The 20,489-nt window shown below is 71.7% G+C and carries 21 protein-coding genes; 16 read left to right on the plus strand and 5 right to left on the minus strand.

Annotated elements, in window-relative coordinates; genetic code table 11:
* The first annotated feature begins 3 nt into the window (after window positions 1–3).
* The 4 genes from ACKUB9_RS24030 (at window position 4) to ACKUB9_RS24045 (ending at window position 2,175) form a co-directional block, all read left to right on the plus strand.
* Window positions 4–555, plus strand: coding sequence for an RNA pyrophosphohydrolase (locus ACKUB9_RS24030; protein WP_407527715.1), 552 nt, complete (start codon window positions 4–6; stop codon window positions 553–555).
* Between the two features lie 42 nt (window positions 556–597).
* Window positions 598–1,236 carry a DUF2939 domain-containing protein gene (locus tag ACKUB9_RS24035; protein WP_407527712.1) on the plus strand — a complete coding sequence of 213 codons (639 nt, stop codon included), beginning with the start codon at window positions 598–600 and terminating at the stop codon, window positions 1,234–1,236.
* A 156-nt stretch (window positions 1,237–1,392) separates the two neighbouring features.
* Window positions 1,393–1,827, plus strand: a complete 435-nt coding sequence (locus tag ACKUB9_RS24040; RefSeq protein ID WP_407527709.1) for an Hsp20 family protein — start codon at window positions 1,393–1,395, stop codon at window positions 1,825–1,827.
* A gap of 96 nt (window positions 1,828–1,923) precedes the next feature.
* Entirely contained in the window at window positions 1,924–2,175 is a 252-nt protein-coding gene (locus ACKUB9_RS24045) for a BQ00720 family protein (RefSeq protein ID WP_407527706.1), read from the plus strand.
* A 38-nt stretch (window positions 2,176–2,213) separates the two neighbouring features.
* Here the strand turns inward: ACKUB9_RS24045 and ACKUB9_RS24050 are convergent, their stop codons facing one another.
* Window positions 2,214–2,972 carry an alpha/beta hydrolase gene (locus ACKUB9_RS24050; RefSeq protein WP_407527827.1) on the minus strand — a complete coding sequence of 253 codons (759 nt, stop codon included), beginning with the start codon at window positions 2,970–2,972 and terminating at the stop codon, window positions 2,214–2,216.
* 199 nt (window positions 2,973–3,171) lie between these two features.
* Between ACKUB9_RS24050 and ACKUB9_RS24055 the strand changes: the two genes are divergently transcribed.
* The 3 genes from ACKUB9_RS24055 to ACKUB9_RS24065 all read left to right on the plus strand — a co-directional run bounded on the left by ACKUB9_RS24055 (window position 3,172) and on the right by ACKUB9_RS24065 (window position 6,802).
* Window positions 3,172–4,407, plus strand: a complete 1,236-nt coding sequence (locus tag ACKUB9_RS24055) for a glycosyltransferase family 4 protein (RefSeq protein WP_407527703.1) — start codon at window positions 3,172–3,174, stop codon at window positions 4,405–4,407.
* A 225-nt stretch (window positions 4,408–4,632) separates the two neighbouring features.
* Window positions 4,633–5,154, plus strand: coding sequence for a translation initiation factor IF-3 (gene infC / locus ACKUB9_RS24060; RefSeq protein ID WP_238235796.1), 522 nt, complete (start codon window positions 4,633–4,635; stop codon window positions 5,152–5,154).
* A gap of 166 nt (window positions 5,155–5,320) precedes the next feature.
* Entirely contained in the window at window positions 5,321–6,802 is a 1,482-nt protein-coding gene (locus ACKUB9_RS24065) for an AMP nucleosidase (RefSeq protein ID WP_407527701.1), read from the plus strand.
* Between the two features lie 9 nt (window positions 6,803–6,811).
* On the opposite strand, the gene ACKUB9_RS24070 is transcribed toward ACKUB9_RS24065, so the two are convergent.
* Together ACKUB9_RS24070 and murI are read right to left on the minus strand one after the other, a co-directional pair.
* Window positions 6,812–7,621: an alpha/beta hydrolase gene (locus ACKUB9_RS24070; protein WP_407527698.1), complete on the minus strand. Its 810-nt coding sequence runs from the start codon at window positions 7,619–7,621 to the stop codon at window positions 6,812–6,814.
* 20 nt (window positions 7,622–7,641) lie between these two features.
* Window positions 7,642–8,508: a glutamate racemase gene (murI, locus tag ACKUB9_RS24075; RefSeq protein ID WP_407527694.1), complete on the minus strand. Its 867-nt coding sequence runs from the start codon at window positions 8,506–8,508 to the stop codon at window positions 7,642–7,644.
* 279 nt (window positions 8,509–8,787) lie between these two features.
* Between murI and egtB the strand changes: the two genes are divergently transcribed.
* Genes egtB through ACKUB9_RS24095 form a run of 4 tightly spaced genes read left to right on the plus strand, consistent with a single transcriptional unit; the run spans window position 8,788 to window position 12,521 of the window.
* On the plus strand, window positions 8,788–10,041 hold the full coding sequence (gene egtB / locus ACKUB9_RS24080) for an ergothioneine biosynthesis protein EgtB (protein ID WP_407527691.1): 1,254 nt from the start codon (window positions 8,788–8,790) through the stop codon (window positions 10,039–10,041).
* Between the two features lie 41 nt (window positions 10,042–10,082).
* The gene (gene egtD, locus ACKUB9_RS24085) at window positions 10,083–11,072 is read left to right on the plus strand and encodes an L-histidine N(alpha)-methyltransferase (protein WP_407527688.1); all 990 of its coding nucleotides are present in this window, start codon (window positions 10,083–10,085) and stop codon (window positions 11,070–11,072) included.
* Window positions 11,073–11,083: 11 nt separating this feature from the next.
* A complete protein-coding gene (locus ACKUB9_RS24090; RefSeq protein ID WP_407527685.1) occupies window positions 11,084–11,785 on the plus strand; it encodes a vWA domain-containing protein in 702 nt (233 codons plus the stop codon).
* Window positions 11,786–11,798: 13 nt separating this feature from the next.
* Window positions 11,799–12,521 carry a J domain-containing protein gene (locus ACKUB9_RS24095; protein WP_407527683.1) on the plus strand — a complete coding sequence of 241 codons (723 nt, stop codon included), beginning with the start codon at window positions 11,799–11,801 and terminating at the stop codon, window positions 12,519–12,521.
* Window positions 12,522–12,684: 163 nt separating this feature from the next.
* On the opposite strand, the gene ACKUB9_RS24100 is transcribed toward ACKUB9_RS24095, so the two are convergent.
* Window positions 12,685–14,184: a serine hydrolase gene (locus tag ACKUB9_RS24100; RefSeq protein ID WP_407527680.1), complete on the minus strand. Its 1,500-nt coding sequence runs from the start codon at window positions 14,182–14,184 to the stop codon at window positions 12,685–12,687.
* Between the two features lie 308 nt (window positions 14,185–14,492).
* Here ACKUB9_RS24100 and ACKUB9_RS24105 point away from each other — a divergent pair, with 308 nt between their 5' ends.
* From ACKUB9_RS24105 to ACKUB9_RS24120, 4 genes are all read left to right on the plus strand, one after another.
* The gene (locus ACKUB9_RS24105; RefSeq protein ID WP_407527677.1) at window positions 14,493–14,831 is read left to right on the plus strand and encodes a phasin family protein; all 339 of its coding nucleotides are present in this window, start codon (window positions 14,493–14,495) and stop codon (window positions 14,829–14,831) included.
* Window positions 14,832–15,093: 262 nt separating this feature from the next.
* A complete protein-coding gene (clpS, locus tag ACKUB9_RS24110; RefSeq protein WP_407527674.1) occupies window positions 15,094–15,474 on the plus strand; it encodes an ATP-dependent Clp protease adapter ClpS in 381 nt (126 codons plus the stop codon).
* Between the two features lie 21 nt (window positions 15,475–15,495).
* Window positions 15,496–17,949, plus strand: a complete 2,454-nt coding sequence (gene clpA, locus ACKUB9_RS24115) for an ATP-dependent Clp protease ATP-binding subunit ClpA (RefSeq protein ID WP_407527671.1) — start codon at window positions 15,496–15,498, stop codon at window positions 17,947–17,949.
* 154 nt (window positions 17,950–18,103) lie between these two features.
* The gene (locus ACKUB9_RS24120) at window positions 18,104–18,370 is read left to right on the plus strand and encodes a hypothetical protein (RefSeq protein ID WP_407527668.1); all 267 of its coding nucleotides are present in this window, start codon (window positions 18,104–18,106) and stop codon (window positions 18,368–18,370) included.
* Between the two features lie 350 nt (window positions 18,371–18,720).
* On the opposite strand, the gene ACKUB9_RS24125 is transcribed toward ACKUB9_RS24120, so the two are convergent.
* Complete coding sequence (locus ACKUB9_RS24125; protein WP_407527662.1) at window positions 18,721–19,449, minus strand: cold-shock protein; 729 nt, start codon at window positions 19,447–19,449, stop codon at window positions 18,721–18,723.
* A gap of 296 nt (window positions 19,450–19,745) precedes the next feature.
* On the opposite strand from ACKUB9_RS24125, the gene ACKUB9_RS24130 reads away from it, so the two are divergent.
* Window positions 19,746–20,456 carry a nitroreductase gene (locus ACKUB9_RS24130; protein WP_407527659.1) on the plus strand — a complete coding sequence of 237 codons (711 nt, stop codon included), beginning with the start codon at window positions 19,746–19,748 and terminating at the stop codon, window positions 20,454–20,456.
* The last annotated feature ends 33 nt before the right edge of the window (window positions 20,457–20,489 follow it).

Consider the following 20,489-nt stretch of genomic DNA (forward strand, 5'->3'; position numbering starts at 1 on the left):
AGCATGACGCGCCCCGTGACCCGAGCCCCCGGCGGATCCGCCCTGGCCGATCTGCCCTACCGCCCCTGCGTGGGCATCGCCCTGTTCAACCGCGACGGCCTCGTCTTCGCGGGGCGCCGCCGCCTGGACGGCCCGCTCGCGGGCGAGGCGGGCGGCTACGCGTGGCAGATGCCGCAGGGCGGGATCGACGCGGGCGAGACGCCGCACGCGGCGGCTCTGCGCGAACTGCACGAGGAGACCAACGTCGCGGCCGGCTCGGTGCGGCTGCTCGCCGAGGCGCCCGGCTGGTACAGCTACGACCTGCCGACCTTCGCGGCCGGCCAGCCCTGGAAGGGCCGCTACCGCGGACAGACGCAGAAGTGGTTCGCCTTCGCGTTCGAGGGGAACGAGGCCGAGATCGACATCCACCGGCCGGCGGGAGGGGCCCACAAGGCGGAGTTCGACGCGTGGCGCTGGGCGCCGCTGGCGGAACTCGCCGACCTCATCATTCCCTTCAAGCGGCCCGTCTACGAGCAGGTGATCACCGCCTTCTCGCCCTTCGCCAGGCCAGCCTGATGGGTCCCGGCGCGGGGCGGCGTCCCGGGACCTTCTCCTGACATGCGGTGGTGGTGCGGCCTCTTCGCGCTCCTGTTGCTGTGGATCGGCTACGCGCTCTCGCCTTACGTGGCGCTCTACCGCCTGAGCGAGGCGGTGCGGACGGGCGACGCACGGGCGGTCGCCGACCGGGTGAACTTCCGCACCCTGCGCCTGTCGATCTCCCGGCAGGCCGTCGCGGCGGGGCTCGACGCCGTGGCGGCGCGCCGGGACCTCTCGCCCCGCGAGCGCCAGATGCTCACCGACGCGGTGACCGGGCTGACCGAGCCGGTGGTGACGGCGCTGCTGATGCCCGAGACCCTGGTCGAGCTGCTGCGCGGCAATTGGCCGAAACGGCTCGACGGCGAGCGCCCGGAGGGTGAGCCGCCGGAGCCCGAACCGGCCCGGACGGGCGGCCTGACCGGCCGCACGCTGCCCCAGCTCCTGGCGCTCGCCGGCACGGCCGAGATGCGGGGGTTCCGCACGGTAATCTTCGGCTACCCACCGGACGCTCCCGAGGAGAACCGGTTCCGCCTGCGCCTGCGCCTGCGCGGCTGGACCTGGCGGGTGACCGAACTCGAACTGCCCGCGGAACTGCGCGAGCGGATCAGCCGCCGGCTCCTCCGGCTGCAGCAGCGCACCGAGACGAGCCGGGTCCGCTAGGGGCGCGGCACCCCCGTGCGAGAGCTACGCCCCTTGATGGGCCGCGCAGGCACGACCATATCGACGAAAGCCGGCGGACCGCGCCGGCGCATCGGGCGCTGCCTCGGCGGGCCCGTTCTCCGAAGTGCCTCGTCGCAGAAGGGCTTCGTTCGTTCCATGTCGCGTCCCTCGCCCTTCGGGCATCCGTTCCTCCTGGGCTTCGACGAGATCGAGCAGGCGCTCGACCGCGTCGCCAAGGCGGCGAACGACGGCTATCCCCCCTACAACATTGAGCGCCTCGTCCGCACAGAGCGGGACCCGGAGCGTCTGCGCATCACGCTGGCGGTGGCGGGCTTCACCCGCGACCAGCTCGACGTGACGCTGGAGGAGAGCCAGCTCATCGTCCGTGGTCGCCAGACCGACGACAAGAGCCGCACCTACCTGCATCGTGGCATCGCCGCGCGGCAGTTCCAGCGCGCCTTCCTGCTCGCGGACGGCATGGAGGTGCTGGGCGCCGACCTGTCGAGCGGGCTGCTCTCGATCGACCTCGCCCGGCCGGAGCCGGAGCGCATCGTGCGACGGATCGACATCGCGTCGCGCGACGCCGACTGAGGATCCCCATATCACCCCTGTCCCCGATCGTCCGGCGTCGCCACGGGGCGCCCCCGCGATCGACCGCTCTGCCGCCTCGTGAAGGAGGGCGACACCATGACCGACACCAACCTCCCGTTCGACACCGACGCGCTCGCGGCCCTCGGCGAGGGCCACGTGGCCTACGTCAAGCCGATGCGCTCGGAGGACGTGAAGCGCCTCTTCCCGCAGGCGCCCGACCTCACCCCCGGCCTTCACCTGTTCGCGCTCCTCTCGGCGAGCGGCGCCCCGATCCTGCTCACCGACAGCCTTGACGCGGCCATCGCCAACGCCTGGGCGCACGACCTCCAGGCAGTCAGCCTGCACTGAGGCCGCTCGGTCGCGGTCGGAGGAGGGGAGACGCCGCCTCAGGCGATCCCCTCCACGGCCGCGATCAGCCGCGCGAGGCTCGCCGGGTCCGACAGGCGGTGGTCGCCGTCCTTGATCAGCGTGACGACCACGTCGCGCTCCGGCAGCCGCTCCACCAGCGCCATCGCGTGGGACCAGGGCACGTCCGGATCGGCCATCCCCTGCAGGATGTGCACCGGGCAGCCCGGATCGATCGGCCCGCCGAGCAGGAGGTGGTGCCGCCCGTCCTCGATCAGCGCCCGGGTCACCGCGGTCGGCTCGGGCGAATAGGCCGAATCCCGGTGCCAGACTCCGGCCTCCATCACCTGGCGGCGGATATCGTCCGGGAAGCGCTCCCACATCAGCGCCTCGGTGAAGTCGGTGGCGGGCGCGATCAGCACGAGCCCGGCCGGGCGGACCTGCCGCGCCGCGAGCAGCGCCACCCAGCCGCCCATCGAGGAGCCGACGAGGATCGGGCGCTCCGCCGCGTGGCGGCCGATCACGGCTTGCGCATCCGCGAGCCAGTCGGAGATCGTGAAGTCGGCGAAATCCCCGTCCGATTCCCCGTGGCCGCCGTAGTCGAAGCGCACGAAGGCACGGTTGCGCGCCGCCGCCCAGGCATCGAGCGCCTCGGCCTTGGTGGCGCGCATGTCGGAGCGGAAGCCCCCGAGCCAGACCACCGGCGGTCCCTCGCCGGACCGCACCAGGGTGGCGACGCGGCGGGCATCCGGCCCGGGGCCGACCGGCATCAGGGTGGCGGGGGGCTGCATAGCGGGCATAACGGGCATAGCGGTCCTGGGGCTGCGGCGTCTCCGGATGGGCGCAGGAAGCGTTTACACCTCGGAAATGCGATCGGGCGAATGTCCGGGCATGCTCGACCTCAGCGATCGTCTAAACCAAGGATTGCAGTTCGGGACAACGTCCGCCTGGCGCGGTCCGGCTCCCGAGGCCATCCTCCGTCCGAGACCCCGGAGCCCCATGCCGTCGAGCCAGGCCACCTCCTTCCCGGTCTCCGCCGGCCATCCCCTGGCCGGGGCGACGATCCTGCAGATCATCCCCGAGCTGGATGCGGGCGGGGCGGAGCGCACGACTGTCGACGTGGCGGCGGCGCTGGCGGCGGTGGGCGCCCGCGCCCTCGTGGCTACGGAGGGCGGACGGCTGGTGGGCGAATTGCAGGCCAAGGGCGGCATCTGGGTGCCGTTCCCGGCCCGCACCAAGAACCCCTTCGCGATGGCGCTCAACGTCGGGCGCCTCGCCCGGATCTGCCGGGCCGAGGGCGTCGACCTCGTCCACGCCCGCTCGCGGGCGCCGGCCTGGGTGGCGCTCGGGGCGCGCAGGCGGCTGGGCCTGCCCTTCGTCACCACCTATCACGGCAGCTACTCGGCCCGCACGCCGGTCAAGCATCTCTACAATTCGGTGATGGCGCGGGGCGATGCGGTGATCGCCAACTCGCACTACACCGCGGATCTGATCCGGGCCGAGCACCCGCAGGCCACGGACGCCCGGCTGCGGGTGATCTATCGCGGCACCGATCTTACCGCCTTCTCGGCCGCGCAGGTGGAGCCGGGACGGGTCGAGGCGCTGCGGCGCGCCTGGGGTGTCGCACCGCACGAGCGCGTGGTGCTGCTCGCCGCCCGGCTCACGGGCTGGAAGGGCCAGCGCGTGCTGATCGAGGCGGCGTCCGCCCTGCGCGACCAGGGCCTGCGCGATGTCGCGGTGGTGCTGGCGGGCGATGCGCAGGGGCGCACCGCCTATGTCCGCGAACTCGACGCGCTGGTGGCCACGCACAACCTCTCGGGCATCGTGCGCCGGGTCGGGCACTGCACCGACATGCCGGCGGCCTTCCGGGCGGCCTCGGTGGTGGCGGTGCCCTCCACGGAACCGGAGGCCTTCGGGCGGTCGGCCGTGGAGGCGCAGGCAATCGGCACGCCCGTGGTCGTCTCGGATCTCGGCGCCGTGCGCGAGACCGTGCTGGCCCCGCCCGACGTGCCGCGCACCGAGCGCACCGGCTGGCGCGTGCCGGCCGGGGAGGCGGCCGTGCTGGCCGAGGCGATCGCCGAAGCGCTCCAGCTCGGCGCCAGCGCCCGCGACGCGCTGGCCCGGCGGGCGCGCCAGCACGTCGAGCGGAATTTTTCGCTCGAGCGCATGACCGCCGATACTCTCGAAGTCTACACCGCGCTCCTGGCCGCCCCGCCGGCCGGCGCGACGTCCTGAACCGCCGGTCGGGCGGCGGCACAAGATCTCGTGTGCCGCTCACCCTGGCGCAACCAAGATCCGCATCGGCGAGTTGACATCGCGTGCGGTTTGGCCAAGGTGTCGCAGTTCACCCGAGTTTGACCGCGCAGCGGCCCGGACCTCCCTGAGGTCAAGGGGTTCGTGGCCGGCAACCGGGCGACACCCATTGAGGAGACCAGAGCCATTCGCAGACCTATGAGAGCCATGCCGGCCCCGCAGAAGGACGGGCCGCGCGCCAACCGGGACATTCGCGGCGTACGCGAAGTGCAGCTCATCGACGATGCCGGACAGAACCGCGGCGTGATGGGCTTCTTCGAGGCGCTGCAGCTCGCCGAAGAGGTCGGACTCGATCTCGTCGAGATCGCGCCGAATTCCTCGCCGCCGGTGTGCAAGCTCCTCGACTACGGCCGTTACCGCTTCAACGAGCAGAAGAAGCAGGCCGAGGCGCGCAAACGCCAGAAGACCGTCGAGGTCAAGGAGATCAAGCTCCGTCCTGGCATCGACAAGCACGACTACGACGTGAAGATGAAGGCCGTGCAACGGTTCTTCGAAGAGGGCGACAAGGTCAAGGTGACGCTGCGGTTCCGCGGCCGCGAGATGGCGCACCAGGATCTCGGGCTTCGCCTGCTCGAACGCGTCAAGGCCGAGACCCAGGAAGTCGCGAAGGTCGAGAGCGAGCCGCAACTCGAAGGCCGCCAGATGATCATGATCCTGGCGCCGCGCTGACGCATCGGACCACGCGATCGGACGACCGGCTCCCGGGAGGTTCGCCTCGCCGGGGCTTTCGTGCTGGCGGCGAGCGGTCGCGCCCTTCGGGCTGGACGTGCGGGCTTGCCTTGAGGGCCGCCGCGCGGCACGGGTGAGGGCCTGTCCGTCCAGGGAGCCCTCGATCGTGATCGCCGACGAACTGAGACCGATGGAGACGGTGGCGGATCCGGAGACGGCGGTCGACCGTCTCGCGGCCCTGCATGCCGGGGCCACCGAATCCCTCAAGGCGGCGCTCGCCCGCTTCCTGTCCGACGGCGTGCCGCCGGACCACGCCGAGCGCCTGAGCTTCCGCTACCCGGAGCTGCGCCTCACCTACCGGCCCACCGGGCCGACGCCGCGCATCAAGCGCGCCACCGCCAAGTTCCAGGGTCCGGGCCTCTACGCCACCACGGTGACGCAGCCCGCGCATTTCCGCGCCTACCTGCTCGAACAGCTCCGTCCCCTGGTGGCCGATTACGGCGCCACGATCGAGGTGGGCCTGAGCGCGCAGGAGATCCCCTATCCGTACGTCGTCGAGCCGGGGGCCGAACTCGCCCGCGGTGGCCAGACGTCGAGCGACCTCGCCCGCTTCTTCCCGACGCCGATGCTCTCCAGCGTCGGCGATGAGGTGGCGGACGGGCTCTGGCTCGACAAGGGCGACAAGCCCCGGCCGCTCTCGCTGTTCGACGGACCGCGGGTCGACTACTCGCTGCGGCGCCTCGTGCACTACACCGGCTCCGACTGGCGCCACCTCCAGCCCTGGATCCTGCTCACGAACTACCACCGCTACGTCGACCAGTTCGTGCGGGTCGGCCTGCGCACCCTGGCGGAGGCGCCCGAGCGCTACGACCGGCTGGTCCTGCCCGGCGGGCTCGCGGTGGCGGCGGGTGAGGCCGCCGAGGCGGATGCCGATGCGGTCATCGCCGCCTCGCCCTGGCACCGCTTCCAGATGCCCGCCTACCACCTCGTCGCCCGCGACGGGCAGGGCACGAGCCTCGTCAACATCGGCGTCGGGCCGTCGAACGCCAAGACCATCACCGACCACCTCGCGGTGATGCGCCCGCATTGCTGGCTGATGGTCGGGCATTGCGGGGGCCTGCGCCAGTCGCAGACCATCGGCGACTACGTGCTCGCCCACGCCTATCTGCGCCGCGACCGCATCCTCGACGAACTCGTGCCGCCGGACGTGCCGATCCCGGCGCTGGCCGAGGTTCAGGTCGCGCTGCAGGAGGCCGCCGCCGCAGTCACGGGGGAGCGCGCCGAGGCGCTCAAGCGCCGCCTGCGCACCGGCACCGTGGTCACCTACGACGACCGGAACTGGGAACTGCGCTGGTCGCAGGAGCGGCGGCGGATCAACCTGTCGCGGGCGATCGGCGTCGACATGGAGAGCGGCACCATCGCGGCGCAGGGCTACCGGCTGCGGGTGCCCTACGGCACGCTGCTCTGCATCTCCGACAAGCCTCTCCACGGCGAGATCAAGCTCCCGGGCGCCGCGAACGCCTTCTACGAGCGGGCGGTGGGCGAGCACCTGCTGATCGGCCTCGCCACCCTCGATGCCCTGCGCCGCGACCGCAGCCAGCTCCATTCCCGCAAGCTGCGCAGCTTCGACGAGCCGCCGTTCCGGTAGGGTTGGGCTTCAGCCGGCGACGCAGCCGGGCGCCGGGATGCGGGCGCGAAACAGCGCCTCCGCCTCGCGGTCCTGCTTGCCGAGCAGCGAGACGTGGTCGCCCGGGACCACCCTGAACCGCGTGCCCGCCGGCGCCGCCTGGGCGAGCCGCCAGCCGAACTTCGTCGGGATCACCGGGTCCGCATCGCCGTGCACGATCAGGATCGGTCCGGCGACGGCACCGATCAGCCGGTCCGAGCGGTAGGTGTCGCGCAGCAGCGCGGCCGGGAGATAGGGGAAGTGCAGCCGCGCCATCGCGATCATCGAGTCGAACGGCGCTTCGAGGTAGAGGCCGAGATGCGGATGCGCGGCGGCCATCGCCACCGCCAGGGCGGCCCCGAGCGAGTGGCCGTGGAGCAGTAGCGGCGCCCCGGGCGCCCGTGCCTGCGCCGCCGCCAGCGCCGCGCGCCCGTCCGCCAGGAGCCCCGCCTCGCTCGGCCGCCCGGTCGACCCGGCATAGCCGCGATAGGCCACCGCCAGCACGCCCCAGCCCTGCCAGGGCGCGCGGACGAAGCGAGCCGCGTGGCTCTCCGGCACCGAGGCATTGCCGTGGAACGTCACCACCACGCCGCAGCCGGGCGCGGGTGGACGCCACAGGGCGTGCAGGGTCTCGCCGTCGGCGGTGGGGATGCGGATCGCCTCGGTGCTGGGCGGCGCCGCGAAGCGCAGGGCCGCCCGGGCCGCGCCGGCACCCGGATAGAGCAGGTCGCGCTGGAGGACCCAGAAGACGCCTACCACCACGGCGTAGACGACGAGCGGGACGAGAAGGAAAGCGAGCACGAGCGGGCGCCGCGTCCCGCTCACTGGCGGCGGAGCGGCATGGCCTCGACCGTCACGGCGTCGAGCCCCCGGGCGGCGAGTGCACCCCGGAGCGCCGGGGTGATCCGGTCGCCGCCCGTAAAGGCCGCGACGGCCGGCGCCCCGCCCACCTCCGGAATGGCCGGCCCCAGAAGCTGGGCCATCCGCCGCGCGATGGCGGGGGCCGGGTCGATCCAGGTGACGGGCCAGGGGGCGAGACGCTCGAAGCGGCGCAGCAGCAGCGGGTAATGCGTGCAGGCGAGCACCACCACGTCGGTGCGGGCCTCGCCCGCGCGCACGAAGCAGGGGGCGATCTCGGCGGCGAGATCGGCATCCTTCACGGGTGCGCCGGCGAGTTCCGCCTCCGCGAAGCCGGCGAGCCGCGTGGCGCCCACCAGCGTCACCGCGCAAGCACCCGCATAGGTCTCGATCAGGTCGCGCGTGTAGTCGCGCCGCACCGTGCCCGGCGTCGCCAACACGCTGACGAGGCCCGAGCGGGTCGCCGCCGCGGCCGGCTTGATCGGCGGCACCGTGCCGACAAAGGGGATCGCGAACTGGCGCCGAAGGGCCGGCAGCACCAGCGTCGAGGCGGTGTTGCAGGCGATCACCACGAGGTCCGGGGCATGGCGCGTGATGAGCCGGTCCATCACGGCGATCACCCGCTCCACCAGGGCCGTCTCGGTGAGGTCGCCGTACGGGAAGGCCGCGTCGTCGGCCGCATAGACCACCCGCGCATCGGGCCGCGCCCGCTGCACCTCGGCCAGCACGGTCAGGCCGCCGAGGCCGGAATCGAACACCAGCACCACCGGCGCGTGCGGCACGGAGGCGAGGGGCAGCGAGATGGTGCCGGCCAGGAGATCGAACCGCATGCTTGGAAACCCGTCGGAACGGAGCGCGTCTGGAGGGACCTGGGCCGGAATCTCCGGTGTGATCCTTAAGGCTTGGTCACTGGGGCGGGAAAAAGGCCGCCCGTCCCCGTAACCCTCACGGGGCGTGCAGCGAAACCCAACGAGCGTGGCCGGCATGCCGTTCCGCGCACCCGGCCGCCGCGGAGCCGAACGCCTGTGCAGCGTGGCCGCAGCGGAGAAACGATTCCCACGGCGCAGCGTTGACGCTGCACAAATAACCTATGTGCAAGGGACACCGACATGGCAGCGACCGCGCAGGCCGGCGAGGCACGCCCGGCCTTTCCGCCGCCGGACGTCGCCGCCCGGCCGATCGACCGGGCGGCCTGGATCGCAGCCTTCCGGGAGGTCCGGGACGAGACCGAGCGCCGCGCCGCGCCGCTCTCGCCGGAGGACCAGCAGATCCAATCGATGCCCGATGCGAGCCCCACCAAGTGGCACCGGGCGCACACGACGTGGTTCTTCGAGCAGTTCCTGCTGCGGCCGCACGTGCCGGGCTACCGGATCTTCGACGAGCGGTTCTTCTACCTGTTCAATTCCTACTACGTGGCGGCGGGTCCGCGGGCGCCACGCATCAGCCGCGGTCTCGTCACGCGGCCGACCTGCGCGGAGGTCGCGGCCTACCGCGCCCATGTCGACCGCGCCGTCGCTGCGCTCATCGGGGAGGCCCCCGAGGCGGCGCTCGCCGAGGTGATCGGCATCGTCGAGATCGGCCTCCACCACGAGCAGCAGCACCAGGAACTGCTGCTGACCGACATCCTGCACGCCTTCGCGCAGAACCCGCTGGCGCCGGCCTACGACCCGGCGTGGCGCTTCCCGGCCCCGGCCCCGGCCGAGGGCGCGCTGCCCCTCGACGGCGGCATCGCCGAGATTGGGCACGCGGGCGGCGGCTTCAGCTTCGACAACGAATCACCCCGCCACGCCGTGCTGCTGCAGCCGGCCGGCCTCGACCGCGCCCTCGTGACCAACGGCGAGTGGCTCGATTTCATGCAGGATCGCGGCTACGCGCGGGCGGAACTCTGGCTCTCGGACGGGTTCGTCGCGGCCCAGACCGAGGGCTGGGAGGCGCCGGGCTACTGGCGCCGGACGGAGGACGGCGTCTGGGCGAGCATGACGCTCGCCGGGCTCAGGACCGTGGATCCGGCGCTGCCGGTCACGCATGTGAGCTACTACGAGGCCGACGCCTTCGCGCGCTGGGCCGGGCGCGAGTTGCCCACCGAGGCCGAGTGGGAGGTCGCCGCGAATGCCGGTCTCGACGGCGCCTTCGGTCATGTCTGGCAATGGACCCGCAGCGCCTACAGCGCCTATCCGGGCTACCGGCCGGTGCCGGGGGCGCTCGGCGAGTACAACGGCAAGTTCATGGTGAGCCAGTTCGTGCTGCGCGGCTCCTCCGTGGCGACGCCGCGGGGCCACAGCCGGGCCACCTACCGCAACTTCTTCTACCCGCATCAGCGCTGGCAGTTCACCGGCCTCAGACTATCTCAAGGCCGAGCCTGAGAGGGGGTTCGCCCGCCTCGCGCCGTTCCCCGGAGTGCGCCGTGACCGTTCCGCTTCCCCACCTGTCGCCGGCGGCCCCGCCGGCCGATCCGCAGAGCCGCGCCTTCGCCGAGGACGTCCTCGCGGGCCTGCGCGCCCCGCGCAAGCACCTCGCGGCGAAGTACTTTTACGACCGGCAGGGCTCCGCCCTGTTCGAGGCGATCACCCAGCTGCCGGAATACTACCCGACCCGCACGGAGTTCGGCATCCTCGAACGCGACGGCGCCGCGATCGCCGCCGAGGTGGCGCCCGGCTCCGCGCTGGTCGAGTTCGGCAGCGGCTCGACCCAGAAGGTGCGGCGCCTGCTGCCGCACCTGCGCGACTTGGCCGCCTACGTGCCGGTGGACGTGTCGGAGGAATTCCTGCGCAGCGAGGCGCGCGACCTCGCGGCCGACTTCCCGCGCCTGCGCGTCGAGCCGGTGGCCGCGGACTTCACGCAGCCTTTCGCGCTGCCGGCGGATCTCGCTGGCGTGCCGCGGGCCGGGTTCTTCCCGGGCTCGACCATCGGCAATTTCGAGCCTGACGTCGCGGCCGGACTGCTGCGCCAGTTCGCAGCGACCCTCGGGGCGGGAGCGCGGCTGATCGTCGGGGTCGACCTCGTCAAGGACAAGGCGGTGCTCGACGCTGCCTACGACGACGCGGCCGGCGTCACGGCGGCCTTCAACCTGAACCTGCTCACGCGCATCAACCGGGAGATCGGGGCCGATTTCGACCTCGACGCCTTCGCGCACCGGGCCTTCTTCGAGCCCGGCCGCTCGCGGATCGAGATGCATCTCGTGAGCCGCCGCGCCCAGACCGTCACGGTGGCGGGCGTGCCCATCGCCTTCGCGGCCGGCGAAACGATCCACACCGAGAACAGCTACAAGTACACGGCCGAGAGCTTCCGGGCGCTCGCCCGCTCGGCCGGCTGGGAGGGCAGGGCGGTCTGGACCGATCCGGACCGGCTCTTCTCCGTCCACGCGCTCGGCCTGACCAGCATCCGGCGACACTGACGAGGCAGACCATGAGCGACCGCGCCGGCCCTCCCACCTCGCCGAACGCGGTCGCGGCCTTCCTCGACGAGGCGCGCCGCGTCGCGCCGGCGGCCTCCGGCACGGCGCCGCGGTTGATCTTCGCCCTCGACGCGACGATGAGCCGGCAGCCGACCTGGGACCTCGCCTGCAGCGTCCAGGCGGGCATGTTCGAGGCGACGGCGCGGCTCGGCGGCCTCGCCGTGCAGCTCGTCTATTTCCGCGGCTTCGGCGAGTGCCGCGCCTCGCGCTTCGTCGGCGATCCGCGGGCGCTCACCGGCCTGATGGCCGGCATCACCTGCCGCGGCGGACAGACGCAGATCGGCCGCGTGCTGCGCCACGCCCGCAACGAGGCCGGCAAGGGCCCGGTCAAGGCACTGATCCTCGTCGGCGACGCGGTCGAGGAGGATCTCGACGGGCTCTGCGCGGTGGCGGGGGAACTCGGCCTCCTCGGCCTGCCGGCCTTCTGCTTCCACGAGGGCCACGACGGTCAGGCCGCGTCCGGCTTCACCGAGATCGCCCGGCTGTCGGGCGGCGCCTACGCGCGCTTCGACGCGGGCGCGCCCGGCACGCTCGCCGGGCTGCTGCGGGCCGCGGCGGTCTATGCGTCGCGGGGACTCGACGGGCTGCGCCTCGCCGCGCGAGAAGACACGGAGGCGCGCCGGCTCCTCGGCGCGATGACCTCCGGCCGGTGACGACCCCCTCGCGATGATTGCCCTCGGTCTCGGCGTCCTGTGCCTCCTCGGGCTGTGGTGGCTCGGGCGCAATGCCGCGCATGCCAACCCGGCCTTCCTCGCCAAGACCCTGCGGCGGGTCGGCGGCGGGGCCGCCCTCGCGGTGGCGGCCGTGCTCTTCCTGCGCGGGCGCTTCGATATGGCGACCGCGGTGGGGCTCGCCGGGGCGTGGCTGCTCGGCTGGCGCCAGATGCCGCCCCTGCCGTTCGGACTCGGCGGGGGTCGAGCCGCGCGTTCGCCGGGCGGCGTCTCGCGGGTGCGCTCCGCGACGATCGAGATGGAACTCGACCACGAGACCGGCGCGATGCGCGGCACGGTGCTGGCGGGCGCGCAGGCGGGGCAGGCGCTCGACGCGCTGCCCCTCGACGCCCTGACCGAGCTGCTGCGGACCTGCCGCGGCGGCGACCCGGAGGGAGCGCAACTCCTAGAGGCGTATCTGGACCGCCGGTTTGCCGGCTGGCGTGTAGACGCTGAGCGCGATGCCGACCCGCGGCCGGGCGGTCCGCTTCAGCCAGGGGCGATGACGGAGGAGGAGGCTTATCAGATCCTGGGGCTTGAGCGCGGGGCGGCCGTGGAGGACGTGCGACGCGCGCACCGTGCCCTCATGAAACGGCTGCACCCGGACCAGGGGGGATCGGTTTATCTCGCGGCGCGCGTCAACGCGGCCAAGGACCGGCTTCTCAACCGACATCGCTGATACTCCACGCGCGTGTCGACGGGGCCGCGGCGAGACGCGCCGCGGATAGGGACGGGCGGACGGACCGCCCGCCGGGTTCGAAATTGGATCGCAGCCCTTCGGGCCGGACGTCCGGGGATCCTCGCCAGAAACCTCGCCAGAAACCTCGCTTGGCCCGCGGCGCTCAGCTCCGGGTGGCGAAGCAGGTGAAGCCGCTGCGCTTGAGCGCCCGGCAGGCGTCCTGCGCCGCCTCGGCCTCCGAGAAGCCGGAGAAGCGGGCGCGGAACAGGGTGGTGCCGCCGTGCGAGACGCGCTCGGTGAAGGGCGCCGCCTTGGCGAGCGCGCCGCCGCTGCGCTGGCGGGCCTCGCTCAGCATCGACTTGGCCTTGCCCTCGTCGTCCATGGCGCCGAGCTGGATCACCCAGGGCGTCACCGTGACGGGCTTCTGGGCGGGGGCCGGGGTCTCGGAGCGCGGCGCCGGGGCGCGGGCCTCGCCGGGCTCCACCGAGGGCAGGCGGGCGGCGTACTTGGCGCCCGGCGGCGGGGCCGGGAAGCCGTTCTCGGGGGAGGGCGCGTAGGCCTGGGCGTTGCCCGGCACCGCGCCGCCGGTGCCGGTGCGCCACTTGGTGCCGGCCGGCGTCGTCGTCTGGCGCATGGGCGAGATGTCGAGGGGCTGGCCGCCCCGGCCGGTGGAGGCGGTGGTCTCGATGGCGTCGTCGTCCGCCGAGGCCACCATCGTGCGGGTCGCCACCGGCTTTTCGGCCACCACGGCCGGGCGGGCCCGCTCGGCCACCTCGACCACCGGCGGCGTGCTGCGCGCACCCGCATAGGCCCGGGGCAGGTTCGCCTGGACGAGCCGCTGCATGATCGCGTCGCGGCTCGCCCCCGACTTGCCGCCGAGCACGATCGCCACGATGTGCCGATCCTCCAGGCGGGCCGAGGTCATCAGGTTGAAGCCGGAATCCCGCGTGTAGCCGGTCTTGATGCCGTCGACGCCCTCGACGCGCCCGAGCAGGCGGTTGTGGTTGCCGATCACCCGGCCGCGGAACGCGAAGGAGCGGGTCTGGAAGTAGCGGTAGTAGCGCGGGAAGCGGTCCTGGATCGCCCGCGCCAGGAGCGTCAGGTCGCGCGCCGTGGTGATCTGGTCGGAATCGGGCAGGCCGGAGGCGTTGGCGTAGTGCGTGCGCGACATGCCGAGCGCTTGGGCCTTGCGGGTCATCATCTCGGCGAAGGCGCCCTCAGAGCCGGCTATGTTCTCGCCGATCGCGCAGGCGACGTCGTTGGCCGACTTGGTGACGAGCGCCTTGATGGCCTCCTCGGCGGTGATCGTCGAGCCGGGACGCAGGCCGAGCTTCGAGGGCGGCTGCCGGGCGGCATTCGCCGAGATCTCGAGCGGCGTGTCGAGGGACATTCGGCCCTTCTCGATCTGCTCGAACAGCAGGTAGAGCGTCATCACCTTGGTGATGGAAGCGGGGTGGCGCAGCGCGTCCTCGTTCACCGCGTGGAGGACGCGCCCGCTCTTCACGTCGACCACCATGGCCGCGTAGGGAGGGTTGTAGCCGCCCCCGCCGCCATGGTGGCTCCGACGCCGGGCATCGGCCGGACTCGTCAGGGCGGTGAACACAGCCGCGGCCGCGATCAAGGCCGGAACAGCACGACCCGAGGTGCCGCGAACGCAACGCATCACGAACCTTCCTACGCCAAACCGCCGGGAGCGGCCGACGCGGGGACGGTGACCGGCTCCGAGGCGCACCGCAGGCCGGAGCGGACGGCTCCGACGCGACGGCATCACTGTCAATCAGGCTAGGTCGGTGCGGTTACGCCCGGGTTAATGGATGCGCGTCACGGGATTGTGCGCTGCACAAGATTCCCTTGACGCATCTTTGTGCATCGCACATATGGGGCGGCAGGGAGCTGCGATGCGCGGGCGCTCCACGATCTTTGGGAAGAGACGCGCGATGAGGGGCGGCGCCATGGGCGTCGTGCAATGACATGAACCAGCAGTTCGAGACCGCTCAGAAGTTCGGCAAGGAGAGCATGGACACCATGCTGCGCAGCTTCGGCACCCTGTCGAAGAGCAGCCAGGCGATCGCCGTCGAGACGACCGATTTCGCCAAGCAGTCCTTCGAGCAGGCCTCCGCCACGCTGGAGAAGCTCGCGGGCGTGCGCTCGCTCGACAAGGCGCTCGAGATCCAGACCGAGTACCTCAAGACCTCCTACGAGCGCCTGCTCGCCCAGTCGAACAAGATGGCCGAGCTGTACGGCAGCCTCGCCAAGGAGATGCTGAAGCCCTACGAGGCGTTCACCGCCAAGGTGCAGAACGCGGCGTAAGGCCGGCGGCGGTCCCGCGCGGGACCGCCCGAACCCGTTTGAGCGGCGGTGCGGGCGAGAGGTCGTCCGCGCCGCCGTTTCGCGTTGGGGCGCCGCCCTGCCCCGCGCGCATGACAAGAGCGCGCAGGCGACTGGCGCGGGGCGGACTCGGCCTATAGATTGAACCTCGGATCCGGCACGTGACGTGCTACGTTGGCGGTCCGCAGCGCAGGCGCCCGCGGACGGGCGCAGCGTCGGCGAGGGTTGAGGTCGATACGTTCGAATGGCTCAGGTCCGGATTCAGGACAGGTCTTCCGCGACGCCCGTCGCGGCCGCTACCCCCCGCGCCCCCGGCAACGGCGACGGGCGCTCAGGCACCGCCGTCATCACGCGCACCAAGCCGCGCACCAAACGGCCCAACCTCTATCGCGTCCTGCTCCTCAACGACGACTACACGCCGATGGAATTCGTCGTGCACGTCGTGGAGCGGTTCTTCAACAAGTCGCGCGAGGACGCGACGCGGATCATGCTGCACGTGCATCAGAACGGCGTCGGCGAATGCGGCGTCTTCACGTACGAGGTGGCGGAGACCAAGGTGACGCAGGTGATGGACTTTGCCCGCAAACACCAACATCCTCTCCAATGCGTCATGGAAAAAAAATAGGCACCAGCTCAGAGGCCCGCTTTGCCCAGCTTCTCACGCAGCCTTGAACAAGCACTCCACCGCGCCCTGGCGCTCGCTGGCGAGCGCCGCCACGAATACGCCACGCTCGAACACCTCCTCCTGGCCCTGGTCGACGACCAGGATGCGGCCGCGGTCATGCGGGCCTGCAGCGTCGATGTCGACGTCCTGAAGCGCAACCTCGTCGAGTACATCGACACCGAACTCGCCAACCTCACCGGCGACGGCCGCCAGGACGCCAAGCCCACGGCCGGCTTCCAGCGGGTGATCCAGCGCGCGGTGATCCACGTGCAATCCTCCGGGCGCGAGGAGGTGACGGGCGCCAACGTGCTGGTGGCGATCTTCGCCGAGCGCGAGAGCCACGCCGCCTACTTCCTGCAAGAGCAGGACATGACGCGCTACGACGCGGTCAACTACATCAGCCACGGCATCGCCAAGCGGCCGGGCCTGTCCGAGGCCAAGCCCGTGCGCGGGGCCGAGGACGAGGGCTCCACCGAGCGGCCCACCGGCACCGAGGAGGATCGCGGCCCCAAGAAGAAGGGCGACGCGCTCGACGCCTATTGCGTGAACCTCAACAAGAAGGCGCGCGAGGGCAAGATCGATCCGCTGATCGGGCGCGAGTCCGAGGTGCAGCGCACCATCCAGGTGCTCTGCCGCCGCCAGAAGAACAACCCGCTCCTCGTGGGCGATCCGGGCGTGGGCAAGACCGCGATCGCCGAGGGGCTGGCGCGCAAGATCATCCAGCACGAGGTGCCGGAGGTTCTGGCCGACGCGACCGTCTTCTCCCTCGACATGGGCACGCTGCTGGCGGGCACCCGCTACCGGGGCGACTTCGAGGAGCGCCTCAAGCAGGTTATGAAGGAGATCGAGGCGCACCCGAACGCCATCATGTTCATCGACGAGATCCACACGGTGATCGGCGCCGGTGCGACCTCGGGCGGCGCGATGGATGCCTCGAACCTGCTCAAGCCCGCGCTCGCCTCCGGCACGCTGCGCTGCATCGGCTCCACCACCTACAAGGAGTACCGCCAGTACTTCGAGAAGGACCGGGCGCTGGTGCGCCGCTTCCAGAAGATCGACGTCAACGAGCCGTCGATCCCGGACGCGATCGAGATCCTGAAGGGATTGCGGCCCTACTTCGAGGAATTCCACAAGCTCAAGTACACGACCGAGGCCGTGAAGGCGGCGGTCGAGCTGTCGGCGCGCTACATCAACGACCGCAAGCTGCCGGACAAGGCGATCGACGTGATCGACGAGACCGGCGCCTCGCAGATGCTGGTGCCGGAGGGCCGGCGCAAGCGCACCATCGGCGTGAAGGAGGTCGAGGCCACCATCGCCACGATGGCGCGCATCCCGCCCAAGACCGTCTCCAAGGACGACGCGGTGGTGCTGGCCAACCTCACCGACAGCCTCAAGCGGGTGGTCTACGGCCAGGACAACGCCATCGAGGCGCTGACCGCCTCGATCAAGCTCGCCCGCGCCGGCCTGCGCGACCCCGACAAGCCGATCGGCTCCTACCTGTTCGCCGGCCCGACCGGCGTCGGCAAGACCGAGGTCGCCAAGCAGCTCGCCTCCTCGCTCGGCGTCGAGATGCTGCGCTTCGACATGTCGGAGTACATGGAGCGCCACACGGTCTCGCGCCTGATCGGCGCGCCGCCCGGCTACGTGGGCTTCGACCAGGGCGGCCTGCTCACGGACGGCGTCGACCAGCACCCGCATTGCGTGCTCCTCCTCGACGAGATCGAGAAGGCGCATCCGGACCTGTTCAACATCCTGCTGCAGGTGATGGATCACGGGAAGCTGACCGACCACAACGGGAAGCAGGTCGATTTCCGCAACGTGATCATCATCATGACGTCGAACGCGGGCGCCGCCGACCTCGCCAAGGCGGCGTTCGGCTTCACCCAGAACCGGCGCACCGGCGACGACCACGAGGCGATCAACCGCCTGTTCGCACCGGAATTCCGCAACCGGCTCGACGCGATCGTGTCCTTCAGCCACCTGCCGAAGGAGGTGGTCTCGAAGGTGGTCGACAAGTTCGTGCTCCAGCTCGAAGCGCAGCTCGCCGACCGCAACGTGACGATCGAGCTGTCGGATCAGGCCCGCGACTGGCTGGTCGAGAACGGCTACGACGAGACCATGGGCGCCCGCCCGATGGCCCGGCTGATCCAGTCGACCATCAAGACGCCGCTCGCCGACGAGGTGCTTTTTGGCAAGCTCAAGGACGGCGGGGCGGTGCGGGTGATCGTCAAGCACCCCGAAGGCGAGAAGCCGAGCCTCGCCTTCGAGTTCCCGGCCGGGCCGGTGACGCCCAAGCCCGAGAAGGACGTCACCAACGCGACGCGCAAGAAGCGCCCGCGGCCCCGCGCGGCCCCCAAGAAGCCGAAGGACGGCGGCGGCTCCGGCGGCGGGGGTGGCGTGCGCACCGTGCCGAAGGTGCCGCTCGTCCGGGCCTGACGCGAGACCCCTTCATCCCGGCGGTCGTCGCGTGTATGACCGCCTTGCCATCCTCCCCGTCCCGGCGATTCGCTTCGCCGGGACGTTCCATATCAGGACAGGCCAACGGCTGCGCTCGCGCCGGACCGGCGGTCGTCCAAGCGACGAGTGTGTCATGACCGGCGACCTCAATGAGGGTCCCCTCGCTCCGGCCTCGACGGTTGCGCCGCCGCCTCCCAAGCTCACCGGGCGCGAGAAGCGCCGCCAGCGCCGCCGCCGCCGCATCGTCGGCGAAGAAATCCTGGCCTGGATCCTCGTGCCGGCGATCCTGCTCGGCTGCTACTGGGCGGTGACGGGCGGCCTCGCGCTCCTCGGCACGACGCCGAGCGCAGTGTTCGATCAGCTCAAGCAGGTCAAGGAAGCGCTGGAGAAGCGCCGCTGAGCCTCGCGGGCCGCGTCCGGCGGCCCGATCCGACTTTGGGTGCTCAGCAGGCTTGCCCAGGACAGCTCCGCCGCGACGGGCGCGCCGACATCGCCGGGTTGGCCCCGGCGGCGCGCGCCGCGCTCGGCGGCAGGGCGGTCTCGGCGGAGGAGGGGAGGCGGCTCGGCGGAACGGTGCCGGAAGGGCGGTCGACGCCGCGGGCGTAGCCGGCATTCACCCCGGCGTAGAACCCGGTGAAATCCTCGGCCCGGGCCGCTCCGGCGCCGAGCCACAGAACGCACGAAGCGGCGGCCAGGGGCCACCGCTTCGCGTCACGTCTCTTGGATCGCGTGCGAGCCATGCCGTGCGGATTATTCCGCGACGGTGATGCTCTGCGCCTCGCGGCCCTTCTGGCCCTCGACCACGCCCATGGTGACCTGCTGGCCCTCGGCCAGCGAGTCGAGCCCGGCCCGGGCGAGCGCCGAACGGTGGACGAACACGTCCTTGCCGCCGTCCTTCACCGAGACGAAGCCGAAGCCCTTGGCGGGATCGTACCACTTCACGGTGCCGCTCATCTCGGTCGACGGGCCGCTGGCGAAGCGGCCACCACCGCCACCGCCGCCGCCCCGGTCACCGAAGCCGCCGCGGTCGCCGAAGCCGCCGGCCCGCGGGGGACGGGGGCCGCGCGCCGCCGGAGCCTCGGCGGTGCTGGTGTCGACGCTGGTGATGTTGGTGACCTGCGGGCCCTTCTGCCCCTGGGCCGTCTGAACGGTCAGGCGCGTGCCGGGAAGGAGGTCTGCGTGGCCGGCCGCCTCGACGGCGCGGATGTGGAGGAAGGCATCGCCCGAGCCGTCGCCCAGCTCGACGAAGCCGAAGCCCTTCTCCTTGTTGAACCACTTGACCGTCGCGTCACGCTCCGGTCCGGACGGGGCGGCGCTGGCGCGGGACGGGCCGCGGTCGAACCCACCGCCACCGAAGCCGCCGCCGCCGTAGCCCCCGTATCCGCCCCCCGACGGTGCCTGATCCGGCCACCGCGGCTCAGGCGCACCATCGTCGAAGCCGCGACGACGCGGCTCCCTGAAATCACGACCACGTCCCATTAGAAGCTCGCAAAAACGTAACCCGCCGACCACACTCGCATCGCGCGCACGCTGAACCCCGTCAGACGGCGTTGCGACACATCTCCATTCCCGGTTGCGGTGCCCAAGAAGTCCGCCACAGTCCTGACGCAACTCAGACCGTACCGCAAGGCGGATCTGCCCGGTGTGGCGACGACAAGGCCACTTTCTCATGATCCGGCACGGATTGACAGACCGAATCGCTGCCCTGCCTGTGTGCGAATGATGATCGTCCACGCGGCCTTGTGGCGCGCGTCTTCCCGGTGCGGACCCAGCGCATGACCCGATCCCCCGACGATTCCGGCCCCGTCGACCGGGCGATCCGCACGCGGCGGGCGGTGCGGGCCTTCCGGCCCGACCCTGTCTCGGCCGAGACCGTCGCGGCGCTGCTCGACCTCGCCGCGCAGGCGCCGAGCGGCACGAACATGCAGCCCTGGCGCGTCTACGCGGTGGCGGGCGAGGCCCGCACGCGCCTGTGCGACGCGGTGGAGGCGGCCTTCCTGGCGGGCGATGCGGGGGAGCCCGCCCACCGCTACTACCCCGAGACCTTCTTCGAGCCTTATCTCGGCCGGCGCCGGCAAGTGGGGTACGGGCTCTACGCGCTGCTCGGGATTCCCAAGGGTGATTCGGCGCGGATGAAGGCCCAGCACGCCCGCAACTTCCGGTTCTTCGACGCGCCGGTGGGCCTGATCTTCACCATCGACGCGCGCCTCGCCATCGGGAGCTGGCTCGATTACGGCGGCTTCCTGCAGACGCTGATGATCGCGGCGCGCGCCCGCGGCCTCGACACCTGCCCGCAGGCGGCCTTCGCGCCCTACCACGCGGTGATCCGCCGCCACCTGCCGGTCGGCGAGGACGAGAGCGTGATCTGCGGCATGGCGCTGGGCTACGCCGACCCGCACGCCCCGGAGAACCGCCTCACCCCGGATCGGGAGCCCGTCGCCTGCTTCGCGACCATGCTGGGTTTCGAGGGACCTCGGGGCGCCTGACGCGTTGCCCCTCCACGACCCGCTTCCGAGACC

It is taken from the genome of Methylobacterium oryzisoli (assembly GCF_046557895.1).
Lineage (GTDB): Bacteria > Pseudomonadota > Alphaproteobacteria > Rhizobiales > Beijerinckiaceae > Methylobacterium > Methylobacterium oryzisoli.